Source organism: Actinospineispora spinosispora DSM 44797 (assembly GCF_000429025.1).
Taxonomy (GTDB): Bacteria; Actinomycetota; Actinomycetes; order Mycobacteriales; family Pseudonocardiaceae; genus Pseudonocardia; species Pseudonocardia spinosispora.
The window spans coordinates 67,263-89,136 of the sequence record NZ_AUBB01000027.1; the positions used below are offsets into that span (position 1 = coordinate 67,263).

The following is a 21,874-nucleotide window of genomic DNA, read 5'->3' on the forward strand; positions in this document are numbered from 1 at the left end:
TCGCGAGTCCCGGCCCGGTGGTCCCTCCACCAAGACGTGCCACCGGGCCGGGTCTCCCGACCACCAGCTCAATCCCCCCCATGCTCCAGCCGTCTGTTTCCGCAGTTCAGCGCTACCGCACGCCAGTTCGCGAGGTATGCGGCACCGACCAGTCACCCGACGTTTGGGAGTTCACTCGTGGCAACCCCTCACCGAGCCGGACCCGGCCACCTCACCGCCGTTCACGAGCCCGGCACGAACATCCCGCACGAACCGGCACGAGCAGACGTTCACGACCAGCACGAGCCGGGCGCCGTGCCGACGTTCGAGCCGCCCGAGCTTGAGCATGAGGAGGGCGGCACATCCGGCGCCAAGGTGTCGGTAGCAACCCAGCTCGTACGGCTGGCCGAGGACGGCTACAACCTCGGCTGCACCGCCGACGGCGACACGTTCGCGTTGGCCAAGCACGGACCGCAGATCGTGCGCCAGCTACGCGGCGGCCGCTCGTCGCTGCGCGCGGAGCTGGCGCACGCTCACTACGACCGCACCGGCACCGCCGCATCACAGTCCGCGCTTGCCGACGCGTGCGCGGTACTCGAAGGCAAAGCAGCACGGACCGAACCGGCCGAGCTGAACCTGCGGGTTGCCGAGCATAACGGGGACCTGGTGCTTGACCTCGGTGACGCGACCGGCCGCGCGGTGCTGATCACCCCACACATGTGGAAGCTCACCGACACCCCGCCCGTGCTGTTCCGCCGGACCGCGCTGACCGGGCCGCTACCCGAACCGGTCGGCGGCTGCGGGTTCAGCGGCCTGTGGGAAGCACTGAACGTCGCCGACCGCTACCAGCCCATCGTGCTCGCGGTCCTGATCGCCGCGCTGATCCCGAGCATCCCGCACCCGGTCGTACTGCTCACCGGAGAGCAGGGCACCGGCAAGTCCACCGCCACCGCACGACTCGCCTCGGTCATCGACCCATCCCCCGCACAGCTGCGCAAAGCACCACGTGACGTCGAAGCCTGGACCACCGCCGCCGCCGGATCGTGGATCGTGCCGATAGACAACCTCTCAGCGGTCACTGAGTGGCTCTCTGACGCCCTGTGCCGGGCCTGCACCGGCGACGGGGACGTCCGGCGCACCCTCTACAGCAACGGCGACCTGTACGTCATCTCCTTCCGCCGCATACCGCTCATCAACGGCATCGACGTCGGCGCGCTGCGCGGCGACCTCGCTGACCGCCTGGTCCATCTGGCGTTGGAACGCATCCCGGACACCGCGCGGCGCCGGGAACAGGAAATGGCCCAGCACTGGACCCGCACCCACCCTCGCGTCCTCGGTGCCCTGCTCGATCTCGCCGTCCAGGTCCTGGCGGTGCTGCCCACGATCGAGCTGGACAGCGCACCACGCATGGCCGACTTCGCCCGCGTCCTGGCCGCCGTCGACCACGTGTGCCGAACCGACGGCCTCGCCACCTACCTCGGATTGCGCGACGAGCTCGCCGAGGACGCCGCCGGTTCCGACCCCGTCCTGATGGCCCTCGGCGCGAACGTCACCGGCGAGTTCACCGGCACCGCCGCCGAACTGGTCACGCTGCTGCACCCGGTCGACGGCGACGGCCAGCCGGTCGCAGACAGGGCGCTCGCCAAGGGCTGGCCGACGACCGCCCGGCAACTGACCGCCGTGCTCACCCGGCAAGCACCGACCCTGCGCCAGCTCGGTTGGGACGTGCTCAAGCTCGAACGCGGGTCCGACCCGCACATCAAGGCGGTCCGGTGGCACCTCGTCCCGCCCGCCGACGCCCCGGGCCGGGGCGATGGCGAACCGAGAAGGGCCGTAAACGGTGCCGCTGATGCCGCCGATGCCCCAATCGGCCTGCTTCCGCAGGTCAACGTCGGTATCCGGGTTGCGGCATCAGGTGCGGCATCACTGCGGCATCCCGGCCACGATGCCGCACACCGGCCGGGCGGGCGCGACTCTGCGGCATCAGCACCGGTCCTCAGTCGTGATGCCGCAAGCGATGCCGCAACCCACACACCCATCCTGACCAGCGAAAACGAAGATCATGCGGCATTGGCGGCATCAGCGGCACCGAATACCTACCTTCTCGGTCCATCACCCCGGGCCGCGTCATGACCCTCACCCAACCGCGCCCGGTCGTGGGCCGGGTGGCCGCGCTGCCCCCGGCTTCAGCGTCTCGGCCCCGCCCGACCGCCCTCCCCGTCACGCACGGTAATGACGAGACGGGCAGGGAAGCGCGAGGGAGGCAGGGAGTTCTCCCTCAACCCCTCCCTCGCCTGCCTCCCCGGACTGACCAGCCGCGATGCACCGAGGGAGGCGAGGGAGGCAGCACAAGACAGACCAGCAAGAACCTCGAAACCGGCGGTTTCCGGGACTGTCGAGCGCCTCCCTCCCTCGTCCTGCCCTCGACACCGACCCAACGCAGCGTCACCAACTCGCCAGTCACTCACTGCCAAGGAGAACCGCACCTGATGGACACCACCATCATCAGCGCCCCGCGCGTCCTACTCACCGTCGAGGCGGCAGCCCGACAGCTCTCGATCGGCCGCACTCGCATGTACGAGCTGCTGAAGGCCGGAGAGGTGACCAGTGTCCGTGTCGGCCGACTCCGGCGAATCCCTGCCGATGCCCTGGCCGACTACGTCATGCGGTTGACCGCCGAACAGCCGACCGCCGCCTGAATACGAAAGGACTTCAAATGCCTCGTAAGAAACGACCCGAAGGAACACGCGCACCCAATGGCGCAAGCTCGATTTACTTCAGCGAATATGACGGAAAATGGCACGGCCGCGTCACCATTGGAGTGAAAGACAGCGGAAAGCCGGACCGACGACACGTGAAAAGAGCGTCAGAGGCGGAGGTGATAGACGAAGTGCGCAAACTCGAACGAGCCCGTGACGATGGGAAAGTGCGTAATCCGGGCCGCGCCTGGACAGTGGAGAAGTGGCTGCGGCATTGGGTTGAGAATATCGCCGCGCCAACTGTGCGACGAAATACTCTGGTCGGATATCGAGCAGCCGTATACGGCTACCTCATCCCCGGGGTGGGCGCGCACCGACTCGACAAGTTGCGACCGGAACACCTGGAGAGCCTGTACCGGACACTCGGAACGACGAAGAGCAGGCGAGGAAAGAACCTTCGACCAGCAACGATCCACCAGGCGCACCGAACGATCCGCACCGCGCTCAGCGAAGCGGTGCGCCGCAACCACATCACTGAGAATCCAGCGAAGATCGCCAGGGCGCCACGGATTCCCGAAGAGGAGATAATTCCATTCTCGCAGGCGGAAGCTGCGCAGATTCTGCGAGCATGCAAAGATCGCCACAATGGGACCCGCTTTGTGGTTGCCTTGACGTTGGGCCTCAGGAAGGGAGAAGCACTCGGCCTGCAGTGGCGGGATATCGACCTCACAAAGCGCACTATGAATGTCCGGCGCTCAATTCAGCCGGTTCCCTGGCAGCACGGATGCACCTCAGGTACGTCCACATGTGGCCATCGGTATGCCGGCCATTGTCCGCAACGGCACAGTGGCGGCGCGATCGCGCAGGAGGTCAAGTCGAAAGCTGGCAGGCGGACACTCGGAATTCCGGCACAGCTTGTCACTGCACTGAAAGCGCACCGGAAGGCGCAGGAGAAGCAGCGCGAAGAAACCGGTGACCTATGGCGCGATGAGGGTTGGGTCTTCACCAACTACCGGGGTCAGGTGGTCCATCCCCGAACCGACCACAACGAGTGGAAGGAGCTACTCAAAGCGGCCGGGGTCCGTGACGCCCGGCTGCACGACGCCCGGCACACAGCCGCGACGATGCTGCTCGTCCTCGGCGTGCCGTCGCGCGCCGTCATGGACGTCATGGGCTGGTCTCAGATCGCCATGACCACCCGGTACCAGCACATCACCAGCGAGCTGACGGTCTCGATCGCCGATCAGGTCGGCGGCCACTACTGGCCGGATGAGGAGGAGGACGGCGGCAGCGCCGCCCCTGTTCCAGCCTGACCGGACGTCAGTGGATGGACCAGTGGATCGCGGGTGGCCAAGTGGATTCCCACTTGGCCACCCACTGACCGCATCCACTGGCCGTGAGCTGGCCAGATGTCCGTTAAGTGGGTCAGTGGGTGGTAGCCGGCCAGGCCTGAAAACGCCCTCCAGGAGAGGTTTTGCACCGAGCCCGGCTATCCACTCACTGACCGTCGGCGCTCCTGGCCCGAGGAACCCGCCGCTAGAACCGAGGGTCTAGTTCTAGGGGCAGGGGGCCCTAGGTCTAGGGGCAGCCTCTAGACCCTCAGACTGGCGCTGAGCAGCCCTCTAGTGGCTCTAGGCCCCGTGGGGCCTTCGGTGGCCGGCGCAGCCCTGGCGGCCCTTCACCGGCTCCGGCGCCGGGCTCTAGGAGTCAGTTAGGTGCAGAGTTAGACCGGCCGGGGCGAGTTAGATTTCTAACTGAGGCGCCTAACCCGCGTCTTGGCCGGTTGACCTGCGGGAAGTTAGAAAGTTAGGTGAGTTAGCTCGGGTCCACGGACGGCTGAAACACGCGCCAGAGCGGCCCTCAGGGGGTTCTCGCCGAGCTAACTAACTCGGGCCCGAACGGGTCGAATGAGACCCAAACTGAGACCCAGACGGCCACCGGCAGGCCTCCGCAGACCAGGGCCACGGCATCGTGCCTGGTCAGATGGCGGAAGCGGAGGGATTCGAACCCCCGGTACCTTTCGGTACTTTCGCTTTCAAGGCGAATGCATTCGGCCGCTCTGCCACGCTTCCGTGCACCAGGGTAGCGACTGCCGCCGCCGGGCACTGTGATGGGATCGCAGGGTGGACCCGAGGCCGGAAACCGAACCCGGGACCGACCCCTCGACGGAGCCGATCCCGAAGGTACGCGACGCTGCCCGCCGTGGCTGGTCGAACGGCCAGGTGGCAGTCCTGCTCGTGAGTATCGCCGTGGTCGGAGCGCTGGTGTTCGTGCTGACCACGGTCGCTCCGCCGCACTGGCTGACCCACTTCGGTGGCGGCAGCGGCTTCAGTGACGTCGGTTCGGGCCAGCAGGTGACCGACGACCAGCTGCGTTGGAAGTGTCAGGCCGCCGCAAACCCGGACACCGACGCGCACTGCGAGGCCGTGGCGCTGCTCGACTCGATCCAGACGCTGTGGAAGGGCGAGGCGGGCGCGCGGTACAAGCCGGTTCCGGTGGTCTTCTTCCGGGGCCGTCCGCAGTCGGCCTGCCAGCTCGCCGGGCACAGCGGGCTGCCGTTCTACTGCCACACCGACCGCACGGTGTACATCGACCTCGACTTCTACGACAGCCTCGACAACCGTCTGGCCAGGGGTTACGTGCTGGCCCACGAGTACGCGCACAGCCAGCAGCCCGGCACGCTGAGCGGCGACCGGTCGACCGAGCTGCAAGCCGACTGCGAGGCCGGCGCCTGGGCCAGCCATTCGACGCTGCTCAGCACCGTCTCCGGGCAGCCGCTGCTGGCGAACGTGAGCGAGGAGGACATCGCCGCGGCACTGGCCGCCGCAGGTCGGATCGACGACCACGACAACCTCCCGCCGCTGGAGCAGAAGGCCGTCGGTGACGAGTTCAACCGTCGCATCGAGATCGTGCCGAGGAAGGACTTCTCGCACGGCACCGCGCAGGACCGGGAGAACGCGCTGCGGACCGGCCTGAGCGCCGGCGTGCTGAAGAAATGCCCCACCACCGGCTGGTGACACCCGCCGAGTTACTCCGCTGGATCACCGGCGATCGCTGTGGTGGGATCGCGGCGTGGACTTCAACCGCGATGCTGAGCTGGACACCTCACAGGTCGAGGATCTCCGGGGTTCCGGCGGAGGAGGCGGCGGCCTGGGCGGCCGGGTCGCCATCGGTGGTGGCGGCGTCAGCATCGTCGGCGTCATCCTCTACCTGCTGATGTCGCAGCTCGGCGGGGGCGGCGGGTCGTCACTCCCCGACATGACGCAACTCGGCTCCGGCTTCGACCAGCTCCAGTCGGGCCAGCAGGTCGATGACAACACTCTGAAGAACAGCTGCAAGACCGGCCAGGACGCGAGTGACCGACGGGACTGCGAAGCCGTCGCCGTGATCAACTCACTTCAGTCGTTCTGGTCCGCCAAGCTGGGCCGGCAGTACCGGCCGGCGGACACGCGGTTCTTCAGGGGCAGTGTCCGTACCGACGGCTGCGGAGGCGCTACCTCCGCGAGCGGGCCGTTCTACTGCCCGGCCGACGGCAAGGTGTACATCGACCTCGACTTCTACGACGAGCTCGAGCAGCAGTTCCATGCGGAGGGCGGGCGGTTCGCCAGGGCGTACGTGTTGGCGCACGAGTACGGCCACCACGTCCAGAACCTGATCGGGACGCCGTCCAAGGCGCGCTCCATGGCTGCGGCCACCGGCCCCACGGGCAGCTCGGTACGCCTTGAGCTGCAGGCCGACTGCTACGCGGGAGTGTGGGCGAACCACGCGGCCACCACGACCGACAAGTCCGGTCACACGTTGATCAGCGGGATCAGCCAGGACGACATCAACGCGGCGCTGGACACCGCCGAGAAGATCGGCGACGACAACATCCAGTCGGAGATCGCACACCAGCAGGTCGACCAGAGCCAGTTCACCCACGGCAGTTCGGCGCAGCGACAGAAATGGCTGACCCGAGGACTCAGCACGGGTGACACGAAGCAGTGCGACACGATTTCGCGGGGCGTCAACCTCGGGTGACCCGGGGACGCGGTGTACGAGAAGAAGAATTCCGGTGGTGTCCGGGGCCGGGCGGGGGCTCCCGTTCCACTGCCGGCCCCGGACACTCTGATCTGGTAACGAGACGGCGCCGATAGAGATGCGGCCGGGTGCCCCCCAGTTATCCCCGAATGCCTCCTGAACCGGGGCCATTAGGGGCAGATCATCGGGTTATCGGTCCACTAAGAGATCACGACCGGCTGATCACGTGCGCCGAGCTGCTGGCCACACCATCGTGGCTGGCCGGGCGGTCGTCACACACCGCCACTGGGCTCGTGCGGGGAGCGGTCGAGTGGACACTTCGTTACGCATCAATCACCCGTCCGGAAGTTTCTGACGCTCACCGACGATAAGCAACCATCGGCCGCTGTTATTGCACCCCGGGAGCACTTATCCCAGCTCAGGGCACTAAATGCAGAAATCCCCTAATCACTGCCGGGGCAGCGATTAGGGGATTTCGGTACTTAGGGTGGGCTCAGCTGGCGGGAGTTGTCACCGCGACTTGGCTGTTGCGCCACATGGCGTTCGACTGCGAGCCGGACTGGGTGTAACTGTTCGGCTGCACCCAACCGCCGCCGGACTGCTGCTGACCGGGCTGGCTCCAGCCGGGACCGTCGGCGCCACCGGCGGCGGGCTGCTGCTGCACGTCCGCCGTCGGGGTCGTCTGCTCCTGGTTGAGCGTGCTGTTCCGGCTGTTGCTCGGTGTGTCGGTGCTCGCGCCGTTCGTGTCCCCGGCGCCCGAGTTGGGCCTGTTCGCATCGCTCGGCGACGAGTCGTCGTCCTCGCCGGTGCTCGGCTTGGGCGAGTCGGAGGGCTTCTTCGGCGTCGTCTCGTGCGACGTCGTTGGCTTCGACTCCCTGGTGCTCGTCGTCGGCGGGTTGTTCTTGGTGACCGGCGGCGGGACCGCCTTCGTCGCCTTCGGCGTGGTGTGGTGGGTCGGCGCCGTCGACTTCTCGGTCTCGGCCGGAGCGCTGCTCGTCGTCGGCGCGGACGGCGTCAGGTCGGTGCTGCTCCCGGTGCTACCGGTCGAGCTGCTGTCCCACGGCTTGAACACCAGCGCGAGGATCACCGCGATGGCGATGACACCGCCGATCCCGATGAACATGCCGGTCTGCTTGCGCTTCTCCGGCTCGGCGTAGTAGGCGTCGCCGCCGTACGAGGCCGCCTGCGGACCGGCGTCCGGACGGGGCGGCGGTTCGGCGCGCTGCATCGCGGGCCGGGGCGGACCGCCCATCCCGCCACCGGGTCCACCGGGTCCACCGGGACGACCGGGGCCCGCCGCGTACGCGGCGACACCGGCGGCGCCGGCTCCAGCGGCCGCGGCACCCGGACGGACCGGCGGCATGCCACCGGTGCGGTGCGCGGGCGGCGGACCGCTCGGCGCGGGCGGTGCCTGCTGAGGGGCCTGCTGCTGGGGCTGCGGTGAGATGGCGAGTGCCGCGCCCATCGCGATCGCCGTCTTCGGGTCGGCGTCGACCGCGACCGGTCGGCCCAGCTCGTCGGACACCAGCTGGGACACGAGCGGAATCCGCGACGAGCCACCGACCAGCAGGACCGCGCTCAGGTCGTCGGGCGTGAGACCGGCGGAGCCGACGGCGCGGCGCAGTGCCGTGATCGTCTCCTCCAGCGCGGGCCGGATCATCGCCTCGAACTCGCCACGGACGATGCGGGTCTGGGTGCGCAGGTCGGGCAGCAGCACCGGGATGGTCGCCTCGGTGTCGCTGGACAGCGCTTCCTTGGCGTCGACGCATTCACGGCGCAGCCGGGCGACGGCGCTCAGTACGTCCGGGTCCTCCGGGTCGAGCGAGTCCAGCTTGTCGCCGATGGCCTCCCGCACGTGGGCGAAGACGACCTCGTCGAAGTCGATACCGCCGAGGTGCTCGAGGCCCTCGGGCTGGCCGAGCAGCTCGAACGAGCCTCGGCCGGTGTTGCGGACCACCGCGGCGTCGAACGTGCCGCCACCGAGGTCGTACACGGCGACGGCGGCACCCTGGTCGATGCGCTCGGCGGAGGCGTAGCTGACCGCGGCGGCCTGGGGTTCGGCCAGGAAGGTGACCGACAGCCCGACCGTGCGCAGCGCGTTGTTGAGCAGGTCCTTCTTGTACTGGCCCCAGCTCGCCGGATGGGTGACCGCGATGCGCCGGGGTGGGCCGCCCTCGCGCTCGGAGACCAGGTCGACGACCCAGCGCACCAGGCGGGCACCGAGCTCGTGTGCCTGGTACTGCCTGCCGCCGATCATCAGCGGGACGTCGTCGCCGATGCGCCGCTTGAACTCTCGCACCACCCGGTCTGGGTCGGTCAGCGAACGGCGCTCGGCCGCCTCTCCGACCAGTACCGAACCGTCATCGGCCAGGTACATCACCGAGGCCACGGTCGCGGACCGGGCGCCCAGCGTGACGACATCGACCCCGGCAGGCGCCCGCTCGGTGGCGCGACTGATCGCCGCCGCGGTATAGGTGGTGCCCAGGTCGATCCCGAGCTGGTAGCTCATCCGCTGCTTCTCCCTCACCCTGCGAGCACAGTGTCCTCAATTCCCCTGCCATCTTCCCGCAGGGGATCGCAACCGCCCGCTGACTTGTTAGACCCGCAAGCAAAGGTTGACCGGATCGAGGGACGGATCCCCCAATCCCCCAACGCGCAGACTCCCATACCCCGTATCGACGCCCCCAGGGACCCTGTGCGATCCCCGATGCAGTGTGCCGGTCCAGGACATAGCGTTACGACCAGCGTCGAATGGGCTCACTCGCACGCCGGCCCGCACACCATAGGAGACGACCCATGACCGCTTCGACTTCATTGCTGGACTGGATCCTCAGTTTGCTGCGTGATCCGGACGCTCGGGCCGACTTCCAGGCCGACCCGAGTGGCTACGCGGCGGACCACGGGTTCGACGGACTCACCTCCGCCGACGTTCACGACGCGCTGTGCCTGATCGCGGACAACGGCTCGGCCAGCTACGACCACAAGTCGTTCAACGACCACAACCACGTGCACTACCCGCCGCCACCACCGCACGAGCACAGCCACCACGACGCCCCGCACTACCTCAACCACTACATCACCAACAACTACACAACGGTCGAAGACCACAGCACCGACATCGATAATTCAGTGCACCAGAACATCGACACCCACGGTGGCGACTTCGACCAGGTCATCGACAACGACCCGGTGGTCGCGTCCGGCGACGGCGCGGTGGCCTCCGGTGGCGACATCGACGGCAGCACCGTGACGACCGGCGACCACAACGTCGTGGGTGACGATAATCACGCCGTCACGGGCGACGACAACACGACGTCGTTCGGTTCCGGCGACGCCAACAACACCGACGTCAGCCACTCAAGCTTCGGCGACGGCAGCGCGCTGGCCGCCGGCGGCGACGCGGCGGGCCACAGCACCGACACCGACACCACGACGGCCGTGCACAACTCCGGCTCCGGCGAGACGTCGGTCAACGCGGCGGGTGACCACGGCTACGCGGACACCTACGCCGACCAGAGCGAGCACGACGACAGCGCGAAGAGCAACTACGAGGATCACTCGTCGTCGGACAGCCACGACCAGGTCGCGTCGCACAACGACTCGTCCTACAGCGACAGCAACGACTACGACACCCACCACGCCTGATCCCACCCGTGAGTGGCGAGGGGCCCTACCCCGAAGGGGCGCCGAAGGCGTAGCAACCCGGGGCACTCACGACAGCTTTACCGTCGTGAGTGCCCCGGGTTGCTATAGGACCCCTCGCCACTCACGGGGTAGTAGAGCCGGCACCGCACTACGAGGTGCCGGCTTTTTGCTTTTCTGCTACAGGGTCAATTTGCGCACCTGCTAGCGTGTCTGGCGTCTCCGTTGCGTCGGGTACCGGGTTCACGGCATCAGCCGAGGTCACGAGCACTACAGGGCGCACCGGAACACCGGGTACGGACAGGGCTTGCACCAATCCCCAGTACGACCAAGCCCCCCAACCCCCCAACAGGTCCGGCTCCCCATCCCTAGACCCGGCCCCGAGGGAACCCTGTCCGATCCCCGATGTCCTGGGCCACCCGTGGCCGTAGCTTTTGCCTCAACGCCGGAGCACCCGCCCGGCAGCTGACAGAAGAACCACCGAAGCATCCTGGAGATGAACACCATGGCTACCTCGACCTCGCTGCTGGACTGGCTGCTCGATCTGCTGCGTGACCCGGAGGCCCGCGAGGCCTTCGAGCGTGACCCGCAGGGCTACCTGAACGACTGCGGCTTCCACGACGTGTCGGGTCGGGACATCCACGAGGCACTGACCCTCATCTCGGATGACGACGACCGGCACGGCAGCCACGGCCACCACTACCCGCCGCCCCGCGAGTACCACCACGGCGACGGCCCCGACACGGTTCTGAAGAACTACGTCACGAACAACTACACGACCATCGAGGACCACAGCACCAACATCGACAACTCGGTCCACCAGGACATCGACACCCACGGTGGCGACTTCAGCCAGGTCATCGACAACGACCCGGTGGTCGCGTCCGGTGACGGCTCGGTCGCGGCGGGTGGCGACATCCGGGACAGCACGCTGACCACCGGCAACGGCAACGTGGTCGGTGACAACAACCAGGCCGTGACCGGTGACGGCAACACCAGCTCGTTCGGTTCGGGCGACGCCAACAACACCGACATCAGCCACTCCAGCTTCGGTGACGGCAGCGCGGTGTCCGGCGGCGGCGACGCCTACGGCCACAGCACCGACAACGACACCACCACCGCCGTGCACAACTCCGGTTCGGGTGAGACCTCCGTCAACGCCGCTGGCGACCACGGCTACGCGGACAACTACTCCGACCAGAGCGCGCACGACGACAGCACCCGCAGCAACTACGAGGACCACTCGTCGAGCGACAGCCACGACGACGTCAACTCGCACAACAGCGGTTCCTACGAGGACTCCCACGACGTGGACGTCCACCACGCGTGACGTAGCGTGCGGCGGGCCGTCCACCTAGTCGCGGTAGACAACGTACGAGCCGCGCATGCTTGTAGTGTCACTGTCACAACGGCCGGCTCCACAACCCTCCGGGTCGTGGGGTCGGCTGTTTGCGTGTCGGATGCATGCGACAAGATCCGGACAGGCGCATTGCGCAATGCAGGCCCGAGGGATTTCAACAGCGAGGAGGTAGGTCCGCGTGGCGCTACCCGATGCGGTTGCACTGGTGGACCTCGCCCTGAAGGCGACCACCGCCTACGACCGCCCCGACCTGGGCAAGCGGCTGCGGGCCACGCGTGCCCGTCTCGCGGATCCCGATGTCCGGGTGCTGATCGTCGGTGAGTTCAAGCAGGGCAAGAGCCAGCTGCTGAACGCGCTGGTCAACGCCCCGGTCTGCCCGGTGGACGACGACATCGCGACGTCGCTGCCGACCGTGGTCAAGTACGCGGAGAAGGCCGGCGTGACGCTGGTGCGGGAGAGCGAGTCGGACTCCGGCGAGCCGCAGATGCCGCAGCGCACCGAGGTCGAGGTCGAGCAGCTCGCCCAGTACGTCTCCGAGGCGGGCAACCCGAACAACCGCCGCCAGCTGACCTACGCCGAGGTCGGTATCCCGCGCAGGCTGCTGTCCGACGGTCTGGTGCTGGTCGACACCCCCGGGGTGGGCGGTCTGGGTTCCAAGCACGGCGCGGCGACCATGGGTGCGCTGCCCAGGGCGGACGCGGTGCTGCTGGTCTCCGACGCCGCGCAGGAGTACACCGCGCCGGAGTTGGAGTTCATGGACACCGCGCGCCGGCTGTGCCCGAACGTCGCGTGCGTGATCACCAAGACCGACCTGTACCCGCAGTGGCGCCGGATCGTCGACCTGGACCAGGGGCACCTGTCGCGGGCCGGCGCGAACGCGCGGGTGTTCCCGGTGTCCTCGACGCTGCGGCTGCACGCGCTGCGCACCGAGAACTCCGAGATGGCCACCTCGCTCATGGACGAGTCGGGTTTCGTCGACCTGATCGGGTTCCTGCAGCGCGACGTCGTCGGCCGCGCGGACGACCTGGACCGGCGTTCGACCGGTCAGGACGTGCAGGCGGTCGCCGAGCAGCTCGCCGCGTCGATGGCGTCGGAGCTGTCCGCTCAGGAGGACCCGGAGAAGGCCGCCGCGCTGATCGAGCAGCTCAACGAGGCCAAGAGCAAGGCCGACGCGCTGCGGCAGCGGTCCGCGCGCTGGCAGCAGACGCTCAACGACGGTGTGCAGGACCTGACCTCCGACATCGAGTACGACCTGCGCGACCGGCTGCGCACGGTGTCCAAGGACGCCGAGCACGTCATCGACCAGGAAGACCCGAAGGACACCTGGGACCAGCTGGTCACCTGGGTGGAGCAGCAGGTCTCGCAGGCGCTCACGCAGAACTTCGTGTGGGCCATCCAGCGCGCGCAGTACCTGGCCGAGCAGGTCGCCGAGCACTTCGGCTCCAGCGCGGACCTGCTGCCGAAGCTCAACTACGGTCCGGAGGACTTCCACCAGACGCAGTTGAGCGCGATGGAACGACCCGACCTGGAGGTCGTCGGCATCGGCAACAAGCTGTTCAGCGGAATCCGGGGCGGTTACTCCGGCTTCATGATGGGCGGCATGGCCATGACCCTGGCCGCCGGCGCCTCGATCCTGAACCCGGTCGCCGCCGCCGGTGGTCTGCTGTTCGGTGGCAAGACGCTGCACGACGAGCTGAAGCGCGCGAAGGACCGTCGTCAGTCCGAGGCGAAGCAGGCCGTCCGCAAGCACATCGACGAGGCGACGTTCCAGATGGGCAAGGAGGTGCGGGACATGCTGCGGCAGGTCCAGCGCATCCTGCGGGACCATTTCACCTCCATCGCCGAGGAGATGCACACCTCGCTCACCGAGGCCGCGTCCTCGGCGGCGAAGGCCGTGCAGATGGACGAGTCGCAGCGCTCCAAGCGCATCCGTGACCTGCGCGCCGAGCTGGAGCGGGTCGAGAACCTCGGTCAGCGCGCGAAGGCGCTGGCCACCTCGGCGGCCGGGGTCGGTCTGCCGTCGCTACCCGAGGCGGTCCGGTGAGCGCTCCCCAGATGCAGGTGCCGCTCGGCGCCTCGGTCCGCATGCTGCTGACCAACGCGATCGACGTCTACTCGGACAGCCCGCAGGCGGCCGGCTGGCTGCGCATGTACCTGGCCCGGTTCGACGAGCCGCTGCGCGTGGCGATCGCGGGCAAGGTCAAGGCCGGTAAGTCGACGCTGCTCAACGCCCTGGTCGGTGAGCCGGTCGCGCCGACCGACGCGGGGGAGTGCACCCGGGTCGTCACCTGGTACCAGGACGGTCCGGCGCCGAAGGTGATGCTGTACCCGAAGGGTTCGCAGCCGCACCAGCTGACGATCCACCGCAACGACGGCGCGCTGGCCTTCGACCTGGCGGGCACTCCGGCCGACCGGGTGGACCGGCTGGTCGTCGACTGGCCGTCGCAGAGCCTGCGTGGCCGCACCCTGATCGACACCCCCGGTATCGACTCGCTGTCCACGGACGTCTCGCAGCGCAGCCACACGTTCCTCGCGCCGGACGACGCCCCCAGCGCCGCCGACGCGGTCGTGTACCTGATGCGTCACCTGCACTCCGGTGACGTGCGGTTCCTGGAGTCGTTCCACGACCAGGGCGTCGCGAAGGCAACCTCGGTCAACACGATCGCGGTGCTGTCGCGCGCCGACGAGATCGGCGTGGGCCGGCTGGACGCGCTGATGTCCGCGAAGCGCATCGCCAGCCGCTACCGGGCCGACGAGAAGCTGCGCGACCTGTGCCAGACGGTCGTCGCGGTCGCCGGGCTGCTCGCCCAGACCGGCCGCACGATGCGTCAGGTCGAGTACAACGCGCTCACCGAGCTGTCCACGCTGCCCCGCGAGGACATGGACGACCTGCTGCTGTCCGCCGACCGGTTCGTGAAGTCCGAGACAAAGGCGGCGCTGGACAGCAACGCTCGCGGCCAGCTGCTCGACCGGTTCGGCCTGTTCGGTGTGCGCCTGGGCGTCACGCTGATCCGCCAGGGCGTGGCCGACCCGACCAGACTGTCCGCCGAGCTGGTCCGTCGTTCCGGCCTTGACGACCTGCGCGAGGTCCTGAACATCCAGTTCACCGAGCGGCGTGACCTGCTGAAGTCCCGCTCCGCGTTGCTGGCGCTGGACCTGGTGCTGCGCCGCGAACCGCGGCCGCAGTCCGGTCCGCTCTCGGTGGAGCTGGAACGGATCATGTCCGGCGCGCACGAGTTCGCCGAGCTGCGCCAGCTGACCGCGCTGCGGTCCGGTGCGGTGAAGGTGCCGGAGGACGCCAGGGTGGAGGCGGAACGCCTCCTGGGCGGCGAGGGCGGCGCACCCAACGCCCGCCTGGGCCTGGACCTGAACGCCAACCCCACGGACAGCAGAGGCGCCGCGATGGACGCCCTCTCCAGGTGGCGCCGCAGGGCCGAGAACCCCCTGTCCTCCAGGGGCCTGCAAGACACGGCGAGGATCGTCGTCCGCTCCTGCGAAGGAATCCTGGCAACCCTCCCCCGCTAGCCCGGAGCTCGCACAGAGCTTGTCGACGCCGCACAGAGGCTGGAGCCTCTGTGCGGCGTGTACGCGGTCTGTGCGAGCTGGGCTACCTGCAGCCTCGGGTCGAGACCTCCTGCGGTTTGCCGGTTGGCCACAGGAGTCGCTGCGGGACCGCGCCGCCGGAGGGCGTGATCATGATCAGTGGGACGGGGCGGTGGGTCGCGTTACCGTTGCTCTCCTTGCTGAACGCGATCGGACCGCTCGCGCCGGCCACCGGAGCGTTGCAGTTGATCCCGGTGAACGCGTCCGCAACGGTGCCTGGGTTGTTGACCGCCGAGTCGACGCTCCGGGCCGCGGTGGCCGCGGTGAGCACGGCATCGTGGTTGACCATCGCGTAACCATCCGGCAGGTCGGGCTCCGCGCCGACCTTCGGCGCGCCCAACGTACGGCCGGTGAACGCCGACACGAAGTCCTGGTAGTTGCGCGCGTACGACCGGTACTCGGCTGACTCCTCCGGCGTGCTCCCGTTCCACTGGTTCACCGTGGCCTCGCCCGTGTAGACGACGGTCACCGATGCGGAGCCGATCATCGGGACCGGACTACCGAGGATCGCGGTCGCGTCATCTCCCGTGACGATCGTCATGGGCTTGAGATTGCAGTCGCCACCCTTCGCCAGCGCGGCCAGCAGGGCACTCAGATCGACGCCCCTGCCCGCGAAATAGAGCACATCCGGCTTGTTGAGGCAGATCTGCAGGCGTGGGCTCCCGCCGAGCATGTTCGTCATGTGAGCCCGGCGCTTCGAGTCGTTCAGCGGCTCGTCGGGCGATCGATAGGTCACCGAGTTCGGTGGAGGTTGAGTGGGGAACCTCACTGCGTACGACTTGGTGAAGGCGATCGCGAGAGACCGAGCGTAGTTGTCCGACCTGTTGGTGTCCTCCACCAGAACGACGTTGCCGCCCGGGGGCAGGGTCGACACGGCCGCTTCGGCCTGCTGGGTGTTGTTCGCCGCGATGCGGTGAAAACGCTCGATCGGCTGCCCGTCGAGGCCCAGGTTCATGTCGTCACCGGTCACCAGGGAAGCAACGACGGCGATGTGCGCGTCGGACAGATCGCTCGCGGCCTTTCGGGTGGTCTGCAGACTCTGCCCGAAGTCGGTGACGGCGACGATGTGCTCCGTGTTGCGCGCCTCGATGATCGCATCGACAGCCTGCTGCGCGGAGCTTCCCTGGCTCCCGTAGTTGGCAAGCAGAAGTTTGATCTTGACGGTCGCCTTCTGCGGATCGTCGGAGTGACCACTGCCGTTGGCCACCGGGGTGTGGTTCGCCCGCCACTGGCCGGTGATGGCTCCCGCGACAGCATGCTGAACGGTCTGGACGGCGACGCTGTCCCTCGACGGGTCCGGCGTCAGGTTGTCGAGCAGGACGATCGTGACGTAGTCGCCGGTGATGTCCGCGTTCTGCTTCGCAAGGATCTTCTCCAGCTTCGTGAACTCCTCGCCTGCCCCGAAGCTCGTCGAGTCCAGGTTGAGCCCGACACACCCGTCCGACGATCCGTCCTCTGGGGAGCGCAGCCCGTTTCCGCACCTCGGCCACAGCACCCACACGACCACAGCGACCAGCAGGACGACACACGCGGCGAGGTAGTACCGATAAGGCCACCAACTCGGCCTCGGCATGACGGGTTGCGTCCGGGTCATCGACGTTCACCTTTCTCCGAGTCAGAGAATTCCTCTGGTCGCCTTCGCCGCGGCCGTGTTCAGCGCGGAGACATCCGGACGGCGGGATTTGCCGGGCAGGCGCCGGTATTCCTCCGCTATGGCATGCCACTGCGCGGGATCGGGCATGGTGAACGGGCTCCTCGCCAGCCACAGTCCGGCGACGAGGCGCGTCACGACGTTGCGGACGTCGGTCCGCTCCGGGTGCTGTTCGGCGTCGGAGTTGACCAGCTGGTCGAACAGGACGGCCGTCGGGTGGTCGTGCGGCTGGCTGCTCGGCGCTGTCGCGACAAGACGGAGGCGGTCGATCCACTCCTGGTGCGGACCCCGATCGAAGTGCGCGGTGAAGTACGACACCACGTCGCTGAACCGGCCGAGTGCGAGCCAGCAGTACGCGATGCGCACGAGATCATCCTCGGTTCGCTCGCCGTCATCGCTCTGATCGGCCAGCAACTTGGTGAACTGGGTCGGGTAGTCGTGGGTGAGCGATCTCGGCCGGGCTGCCAGCGCGGACACCAGGGTCTGCGCGACCCAGGGGTGCAGCTCGGCGTGGTTCGCGGTGGCTCCGCCCTCCACCGGGGCGGTGACCCACAGCGCGGCGCGCAGCTCGGTGAGGATCTGCCCGACTCTCGGCGCGGTGATCAGGCTCGGAGCGCTGTCCGGTATGAGCCACGGCGCGGTGGCGAACGGGGCCGCCGAAACGAAGTCGCTGATGCTGAGGCCGTCGAACTGTGTGTGCAGACGAAGTTTGACCAGCCGTTCATGCCACGGATCGGCCTCTCTCGGCTCGTCCCCGGGAAACTGCTGCCGCACGGAGGACGGTCCGAGCAGGGTCCGGGATCCGGGATCGAGCCGCCCGCCCCGCAGCAGCGGCCTGAGCACCTCCACCGCCATCGGCAGGCCTCCGGTGGCTCGCCGTGCCAGAACGCATCGAGGATCAGCGGTCGCGTCGATGTCGAGCAGTCGCGCGGTCTCCTGGAGGTCGAGCGGTTCCAGCAGCACCGGGTAGTACACGGGAGGCACCGGCTGCGCGGTCGAGGCGGCCCAGTGCTGGTATTTGGCGGCGCCGCACCGCGGGATCGTCGCCAGGCCGTCGTGCCCGATCGGCGCGGCCCTCCAGGGCACTCGCCAGTCGGACTCCCAGTCCGCGTTCCATCGGCCGCTGGACGCAACGATCAGCAGCGCGTCGTGGTCGTCGGGATGGTGGTCGGTGTGACGCTGGCGGGCGTTCGCGAGGTCCGCCACGAACTCGGCGCCGCCGGGATGATCGAGGTTGTCCAGCAGCAGCACCCAGGCATGCTGGTGACGGCGCGGTTCCTGACAGGAACAGGGCGCACCGGGCTCGGTTCTCGCCATCCTGGGGTGGCTTTCCCTGGCGTCGGCGAGGAACGCCTGGGTCAGCCACGAGGTCATGGTCGCTACGTCGCGGCGGGCGATGTCGTGCAGAGTGAGCAGGGCGTCCTTCGGTGTTGCGCCCTGGGCCTCCGGGATGTCGGCGTGCCATTGGTGAGCCCCGCGAAGAGGCTTACGGACAACGGTCCTGATCAGTTCCGGCAGCGTCGGCCTCAATGCCCGTACGACCGACTCGGGTACACCGGGAATCGCTTCCGCGGCATCCAGCAGTGCCCCGACCAGGTCGGCGGTGCGGTCCGCGTGTGGAACCCGGGACCAGTCCCGGATCAGGGCGCCCAGCTCGTCACTGGCCTTGCTGTGGTCATTACTCAGCTTCGCCTGCACCGCGAGAAGGCCCAGCGCCAGCCGGGTGAAGCGCGCTGGACCGCGGTTCGCCCATTTCCGGGAGAGTTGGTAGGCCAGGTCGCTCAGCACCTCGACGGTGGTCACCGGTTCGGTGCGCGCGGGCGCCGAGGCGAAGTCGAACCGGGCATGCACGACGCCGGGCCCGCAGTCCTCGGAGATCGCCCGCAGGGACCTGGTCTTTCCCGAACCGGCCGGTCCGAGCAACACCACGACCGGCTGTCTGCGCGGGCGAGGTTCGTCGACGGTGCGACTCACCAGCAGCCGTCGGTAGAGCAGCTCCGCACTCGACAGGGGAACCTGATCCGACATCAGCCCCAGCCTTCGTAGGTCGCCAAGATCGAATCCGGCTTTACTATATTGTCCACAGAGGACTATATAGCAACGATTGGCCGCGTGCTTCCTGATATCGCGGTTCGCCCTGACGCCGGGTGGGGCGCCCGATGCGGTCTACCTAGTTGGACCGGGGAGTAATGATCATCCTGAGGTGGGCCATCAGCTCGCTGCGGCTGTTCGAGCCCAGGCGCTGGCGCATCCGGGCCACGTGGTGTTCCACCGTCTTGGCCGAGATGAACAGGCGTTCGCCGATCTGCTTGTAGGTGAGGCCGCCGAGGACCAGCTCCGCCACCTCCCGCTCGCGGTCGCTCAACGCGCCGGTGGGCTCGTTGTCGGACTGGGGCGCCGCCGAGGACGGCGCCGGAGAGACCGGGGCGACCGGTGTGACCGACTCAGCGGCAGGCTCGGAGCCGTTCGTGGGTGAGGTGCTCTGCAGGCCCCGCGCGCACTGCAGCAGCGCCGACATCGCCTTGCGGTCCGTCGTGCGGATCGCGCCCTGGCCGGCGAGCTTCCCGCCGTCCCAGGACAGTCCCACCGCGTGCAGCCCGCGAGCGGCCGACTCCACCGAGGCCTGGTCGACGTCCCCGTGCAGCACCGCGAGCCAGCTGCGCGCCGCGACGGCCATCGCGGCCGCGTAGCGGCTGCCACCCGACGACGCGGCTTCCAACGCGGCGGCCTGACGCTCCGCCTCGGCCCACTCCTCCGCCTGCAGGGCGGCGTGCAGCTCCGACCAGTACAGCGACGCCGACCACAGGACCGGGTAGTTCAGCTGTTCCAGCAGCGCATGCGCCTCCTGCAGGTGCGGGCGCACCCAGGGCTGTTCACGCAGCCTGGCCGAGGCCACGATGAGCTCGCCGAGCGGCTGCAACACATAGAGGTCGACCGGGTGGCGCACGATCGCCTCGCGGGCCCGTCCCCAGGCGGGCATGAGCGCCGCGAGGTCACCGGCGCGCCGGGCCAGCCCGACCTCCAGCGCGGACGCGACGAGCTCGTCGCGCGGTTCGAGCCTGCCGGTGGCGTCGACCTCGGTGAGCAGGCTCCTGGCCAGGCTCGTCGCGCCTCGGGACATGGCGATCCAGGCCTGCAGCAGGCGGTGGCGGCTCGCCGCCGACCGGCCGCCGAGCCCGGCCGTCACCGCGCGGTCCAGCACCGACTGCGCGACGTCCAGCTCACCGCAGTGCGCGGCGACCAACGCGGCCAGCGCGGCCGGGGTGTCCGGGAGCAGCGCGCCCGCACCGGTCGGTTCCAGCAGTGCGGCGGCTCTGGCCAGCTGGGACAGCGCGGCGGTCGGGGAGCCGACGATCGTGTCGTACACGCCTCGCGCCATGAGCTGCTCGGCACCGGCGAGCAGTGTCGGCGGGCGTCTCGGCGCGGAGGACGGAACGGCCGGCGGCGGTTCCAGGAGGGCTCGCGCCTCGTCCAGCGCCCCGGTACCGAGCAGGGCGGGCACCGCGACCACCGCGTTCGCCCCGAGCGACTCGGCGCCCAGCCAGCGGTACAGCTCGGCACTGCGCGCGAGCAGACCGCGCTGGGCCAGTGCGGCGGCGGCCACGCTGACCGCGCGCGCCCGGTCGGCCTCGGTGAAGCCCTCGGGATCGGCGAGCACCTGGTCGGCCAGCTCCAGCGCGCGGTCGAGATCGCCCGCACGGGCGGCCGCCTCGGCGCCGCGCGCGGCGAGGCTCGCCGCTGAGGCGCCCGCCGCGATCGCCGCGTCCAGCAGCCTGCCCGCCAGCGGTGAGCCGTCCTTCAGCGCTTCGTCGGCCGCGACCTCGAACACCGAGGCGACCCTGCTGCCGGACGCTCCGGTGTCGAGCAGGTTGCGCGCGGCGGTGAGTACCGAACCGCCACGGTCGAGCTGGACCTCGGCGAGCCGCCGCCGGGTCGCGAGCCGGCGCACCGCGGGGGTCCGGCGCAGCACCGAGGTGGCGAGGATCGGGCGCAGCGCACCGCCGTCGGTGAGCAGACCGGCGGCTCGGGCCTGCTCGGACAACGCCACCACGTCCTCGTCGGTCGCGTCGAGCAACGGGGACAGCACCTCGGCGTCCATCGGCGCGCCGACGGCCAGCGCCAGTGCCAGCTCGCGCAGCTGCTCGGGCTGACGGTCCAGCTCGTAGTAGAGCTGTTCGACCAGCCCGGCCGGGATCGCCCCGTCGCCCTTGAGACCGCCGGAGTCGCGCAGTGCGGACAGCAGGCGGTCGACGAGCACCGGAAGGCCGTCGGTCTGCTGGGCGACCAGCTCGACCAACGGCACCGGCGGACGGCCTTCGGTCAGCTGCGCGGCCCGGCCCGCGATGCCGGAGCGGTCCAGGTTGCCCAGCACCAGCGGCGCCCGACCCCTGGTCAGCACGGCTCCCAGTGCGTCGAGCGCGGCGGACCTCGGCCAGGGCCGTTGCGCCACCACCAGGCGCGCGCCCGGTTCGGCGGCCCGCGCGCGCAGCGCGTCCAGCTCGGCGGCGCTCAGCCGGTGGGCGTCGTCCATCAGCAGCACCGAACCCGCGTCGGCCGAGGACACGTCCCGACAGACCGTCACACCGGCCTGGGCGTACAGCTCGGCGAGCGCGTCCAGCAGCACGGTCTTGCCGCAGCCACCGACGCCGACCACGCTGAGCAGTAGCGGCTCCCCGGGCTTCGCGGCGATCTCCCGGTACAGGCGGCGCGCGGCCGGCGAACCGGTCAACCGGGCCTCACCTCGGAGGTCGCCGGTCAGATCGGTCCGCGCCGGCATGCGGGTGCCAACGCTCACACACCTCTCCCCTCGCTGGTGAGCACGTGGGCTATCTCGCGCTCACCCGATAGTGACGAGTTCACTGAGACTACTGCGCCGGGTAATTGCGCTGTGACGGTGTCCACGACACTGTCACGGATCCC

General features: G+C 68.9%; 13 protein-coding genes and 1 tRNA gene. 9 read left to right on the forward strand and 5 right to left on the reverse strand.

The genetic code is table 11. The annotated features are described in order from the left end of the window. Positions 1-177: 177 nt before the first annotated feature. The 3 genes from G406_RS53940 to G406_RS46695 all read left to right on the forward strand — a co-directional run bounded on the left by G406_RS53940 (position 178) and on the right by G406_RS46695 (position 3,991). On the forward strand, positions 178-2,112 hold the full coding sequence (locus G406_RS53940; protein ID WP_051342049.1) for a hypothetical protein: 1,935 nt from the start codon (positions 178-180) through the stop codon (positions 2,110-2,112). Between the two features lie 356 nt (positions 2,113-2,468). Beyond that, positions 2,469-2,678: an excisionase family DNA-binding protein gene (locus G406_RS0113495; RefSeq protein ID WP_028934249.1), complete on the forward strand. Its 210-nt coding sequence runs from the start codon at positions 2,469-2,471 to the stop codon at positions 2,676-2,678. A gap of 17 nt (positions 2,679-2,695) precedes the next feature. Then, positions 2,696-3,991: a tyrosine-type recombinase/integrase gene (locus tag G406_RS46695; RefSeq protein WP_037076458.1), complete on the forward strand. Its 1,296-nt coding sequence runs from the start codon at positions 2,696-2,698 to the stop codon at positions 3,989-3,991. Positions 3,992-4,662: 671 nt separating this feature from the next. Here the strand turns inward: G406_RS46695 and G406_RS0113505 are convergent. Next, positions 4,663-4,750: transfer RNA gene (locus tag G406_RS0113505), tRNA-Ser, on the reverse strand. Between the two features lie 165 nt (positions 4,751-4,915). On the opposite strand from G406_RS0113505, the gene G406_RS53945 reads away from it, so the two are divergent. Beyond that, the gene (locus G406_RS53945) at positions 4,916-5,695 is read left to right on the forward strand and encodes a neutral zinc metallopeptidase (RefSeq protein WP_211241134.1); all 780 of its coding nucleotides are present in this window, start codon (positions 4,916-4,918) and stop codon (positions 5,693-5,695) included. Positions 5,696-5,750: 55 nt separating this feature from the next. Next, positions 5,751-6,698 carry a KPN_02809 family neutral zinc metallopeptidase gene (gene ypfJ / locus G406_RS0113515; RefSeq protein WP_028934251.1) on the forward strand — a complete coding sequence of 316 codons (948 nt, stop codon included), beginning with the start codon at positions 5,751-5,753 and terminating at the stop codon, positions 6,696-6,698. A gap of 493 nt (positions 6,699-7,191) precedes the next feature. Here the strand turns inward: ypfJ and G406_RS46705 are convergent, their stop codons facing one another. After that, positions 7,192-9,207: an Hsp70 family protein gene (locus tag G406_RS46705; RefSeq protein ID WP_051342051.1), complete on the reverse strand. Its 2,016-nt coding sequence runs from the start codon at positions 9,205-9,207 to the stop codon at positions 7,192-7,194. Between the two features lie 287 nt (positions 9,208-9,494). Between G406_RS46705 and G406_RS0113525 the strand changes: the two genes are divergently transcribed. The 4 genes from G406_RS0113525 (at position 9,495) to G406_RS0113540 (ending at position 15,225) form a co-directional block, all read left to right on the forward strand. Continuing rightward, on the forward strand, positions 9,495-10,343 hold the full coding sequence (locus G406_RS0113525; protein WP_156934842.1) for an IniB N-terminal domain-containing protein: 849 nt from the start codon (positions 9,495-9,497) through the stop codon (positions 10,341-10,343). A 493-nt stretch (positions 10,344-10,836) separates the two neighbouring features. Next, positions 10,837-11,670, forward strand: coding sequence for an IniB N-terminal domain-containing protein (locus G406_RS0113530; protein ID WP_028934253.1), 834 nt, complete (start codon positions 10,837-10,839; stop codon positions 11,668-11,670). Between the two features lie 208 nt (positions 11,671-11,878). Next, positions 11,879-13,744 (forward strand): dynamin family protein, encoded by a 1,866-nt coding sequence (locus G406_RS0113535; protein ID WP_028934254.1) that lies wholly within the window; start codon positions 11,879-11,881, stop codon positions 13,742-13,744. Next, on the forward strand, positions 13,741-15,225 hold the full coding sequence (locus tag G406_RS0113540) for a dynamin family protein (protein ID WP_156934843.1): 1,485 nt from the start codon (positions 13,741-13,743) through the stop codon (positions 15,223-15,225). Before G406_RS0113535 ends, G406_RS0113540 begins: the two co-directional genes overlap by 4 nt. 82 nt (positions 15,226-15,307) lie before the next feature. Here the strand turns inward: G406_RS0113540 and G406_RS0113545 are convergent, their stop codons facing one another. The 3 genes from G406_RS0113545 to G406_RS0113555 form a co-directional block, all read right to left on the reverse strand. After that, complete coding sequence (locus G406_RS0113545; protein ID WP_156934844.1) at positions 15,308-16,897, reverse strand: ABC transporter substrate-binding protein; 1,590 nt, start codon at positions 16,895-16,897, stop codon at positions 15,308-15,310. 21 nt (positions 16,898-16,918) lie between these two features. Then, entirely contained in the window at positions 16,919-18,982 is a 2,064-nt protein-coding gene (locus G406_RS0113550) for a hypothetical protein (RefSeq protein WP_051342052.1), read from the reverse strand. Positions 18,983-19,124: 142 nt separating this feature from the next. Next, positions 19,125-21,749, reverse strand: coding sequence for a helix-turn-helix transcriptional regulator (locus tag G406_RS0113555; protein WP_245607108.1), 2,625 nt, complete (start codon positions 21,747-21,749; stop codon positions 19,125-19,127). Positions 21,750-21,874: the final 125 nt, after the last annotated feature.

Coding starts and splice junctions, on each gene's coding strand:
- G406_RS0113495 (WP_028934249.1), top strand. CDS start 2,469: ATGGACACCACCATCATCAGCGCCCCGCGCGTCCTACTCACCGTCGAG.
- G406_RS46695 (WP_037076458.1), top strand. CDS start 2,696: ATGCCTCGTAAGAAACGACCCGAAGGAACACGCGCACCCAATGGCGCA.
- G406_RS46705 (WP_051342051.1), bottom strand. CDS start 9,207: ATGAGCTACCAGCTCGGGATCGACCTGGGCACCACCTATACCGCGGCG.
- G406_RS0113525 (WP_156934842.1), top strand. CDS start 9,495: ATGACCGCTTCGACTTCATTGCTGGACTGGATCCTCAGTTTGCTGCGT.
- G406_RS0113530 (WP_028934253.1), top strand. CDS start 10,837: ATGAACACCATGGCTACCTCGACCTCGCTGCTGGACTGGCTGCTCGAT.
- G406_RS0113545 (WP_156934844.1), bottom strand. CDS start 16,897: ATGACCCGGACGCAACCCGTCATGCCGAGGCCGAGTTGGTGGCCTTAT.
- G406_RS0113550 (WP_051342052.1), bottom strand. CDS start 18,982: ATGTCGGATCAGGTTCCCCTGTCGAGTGCGGAGCTGCTCTACCGACGG.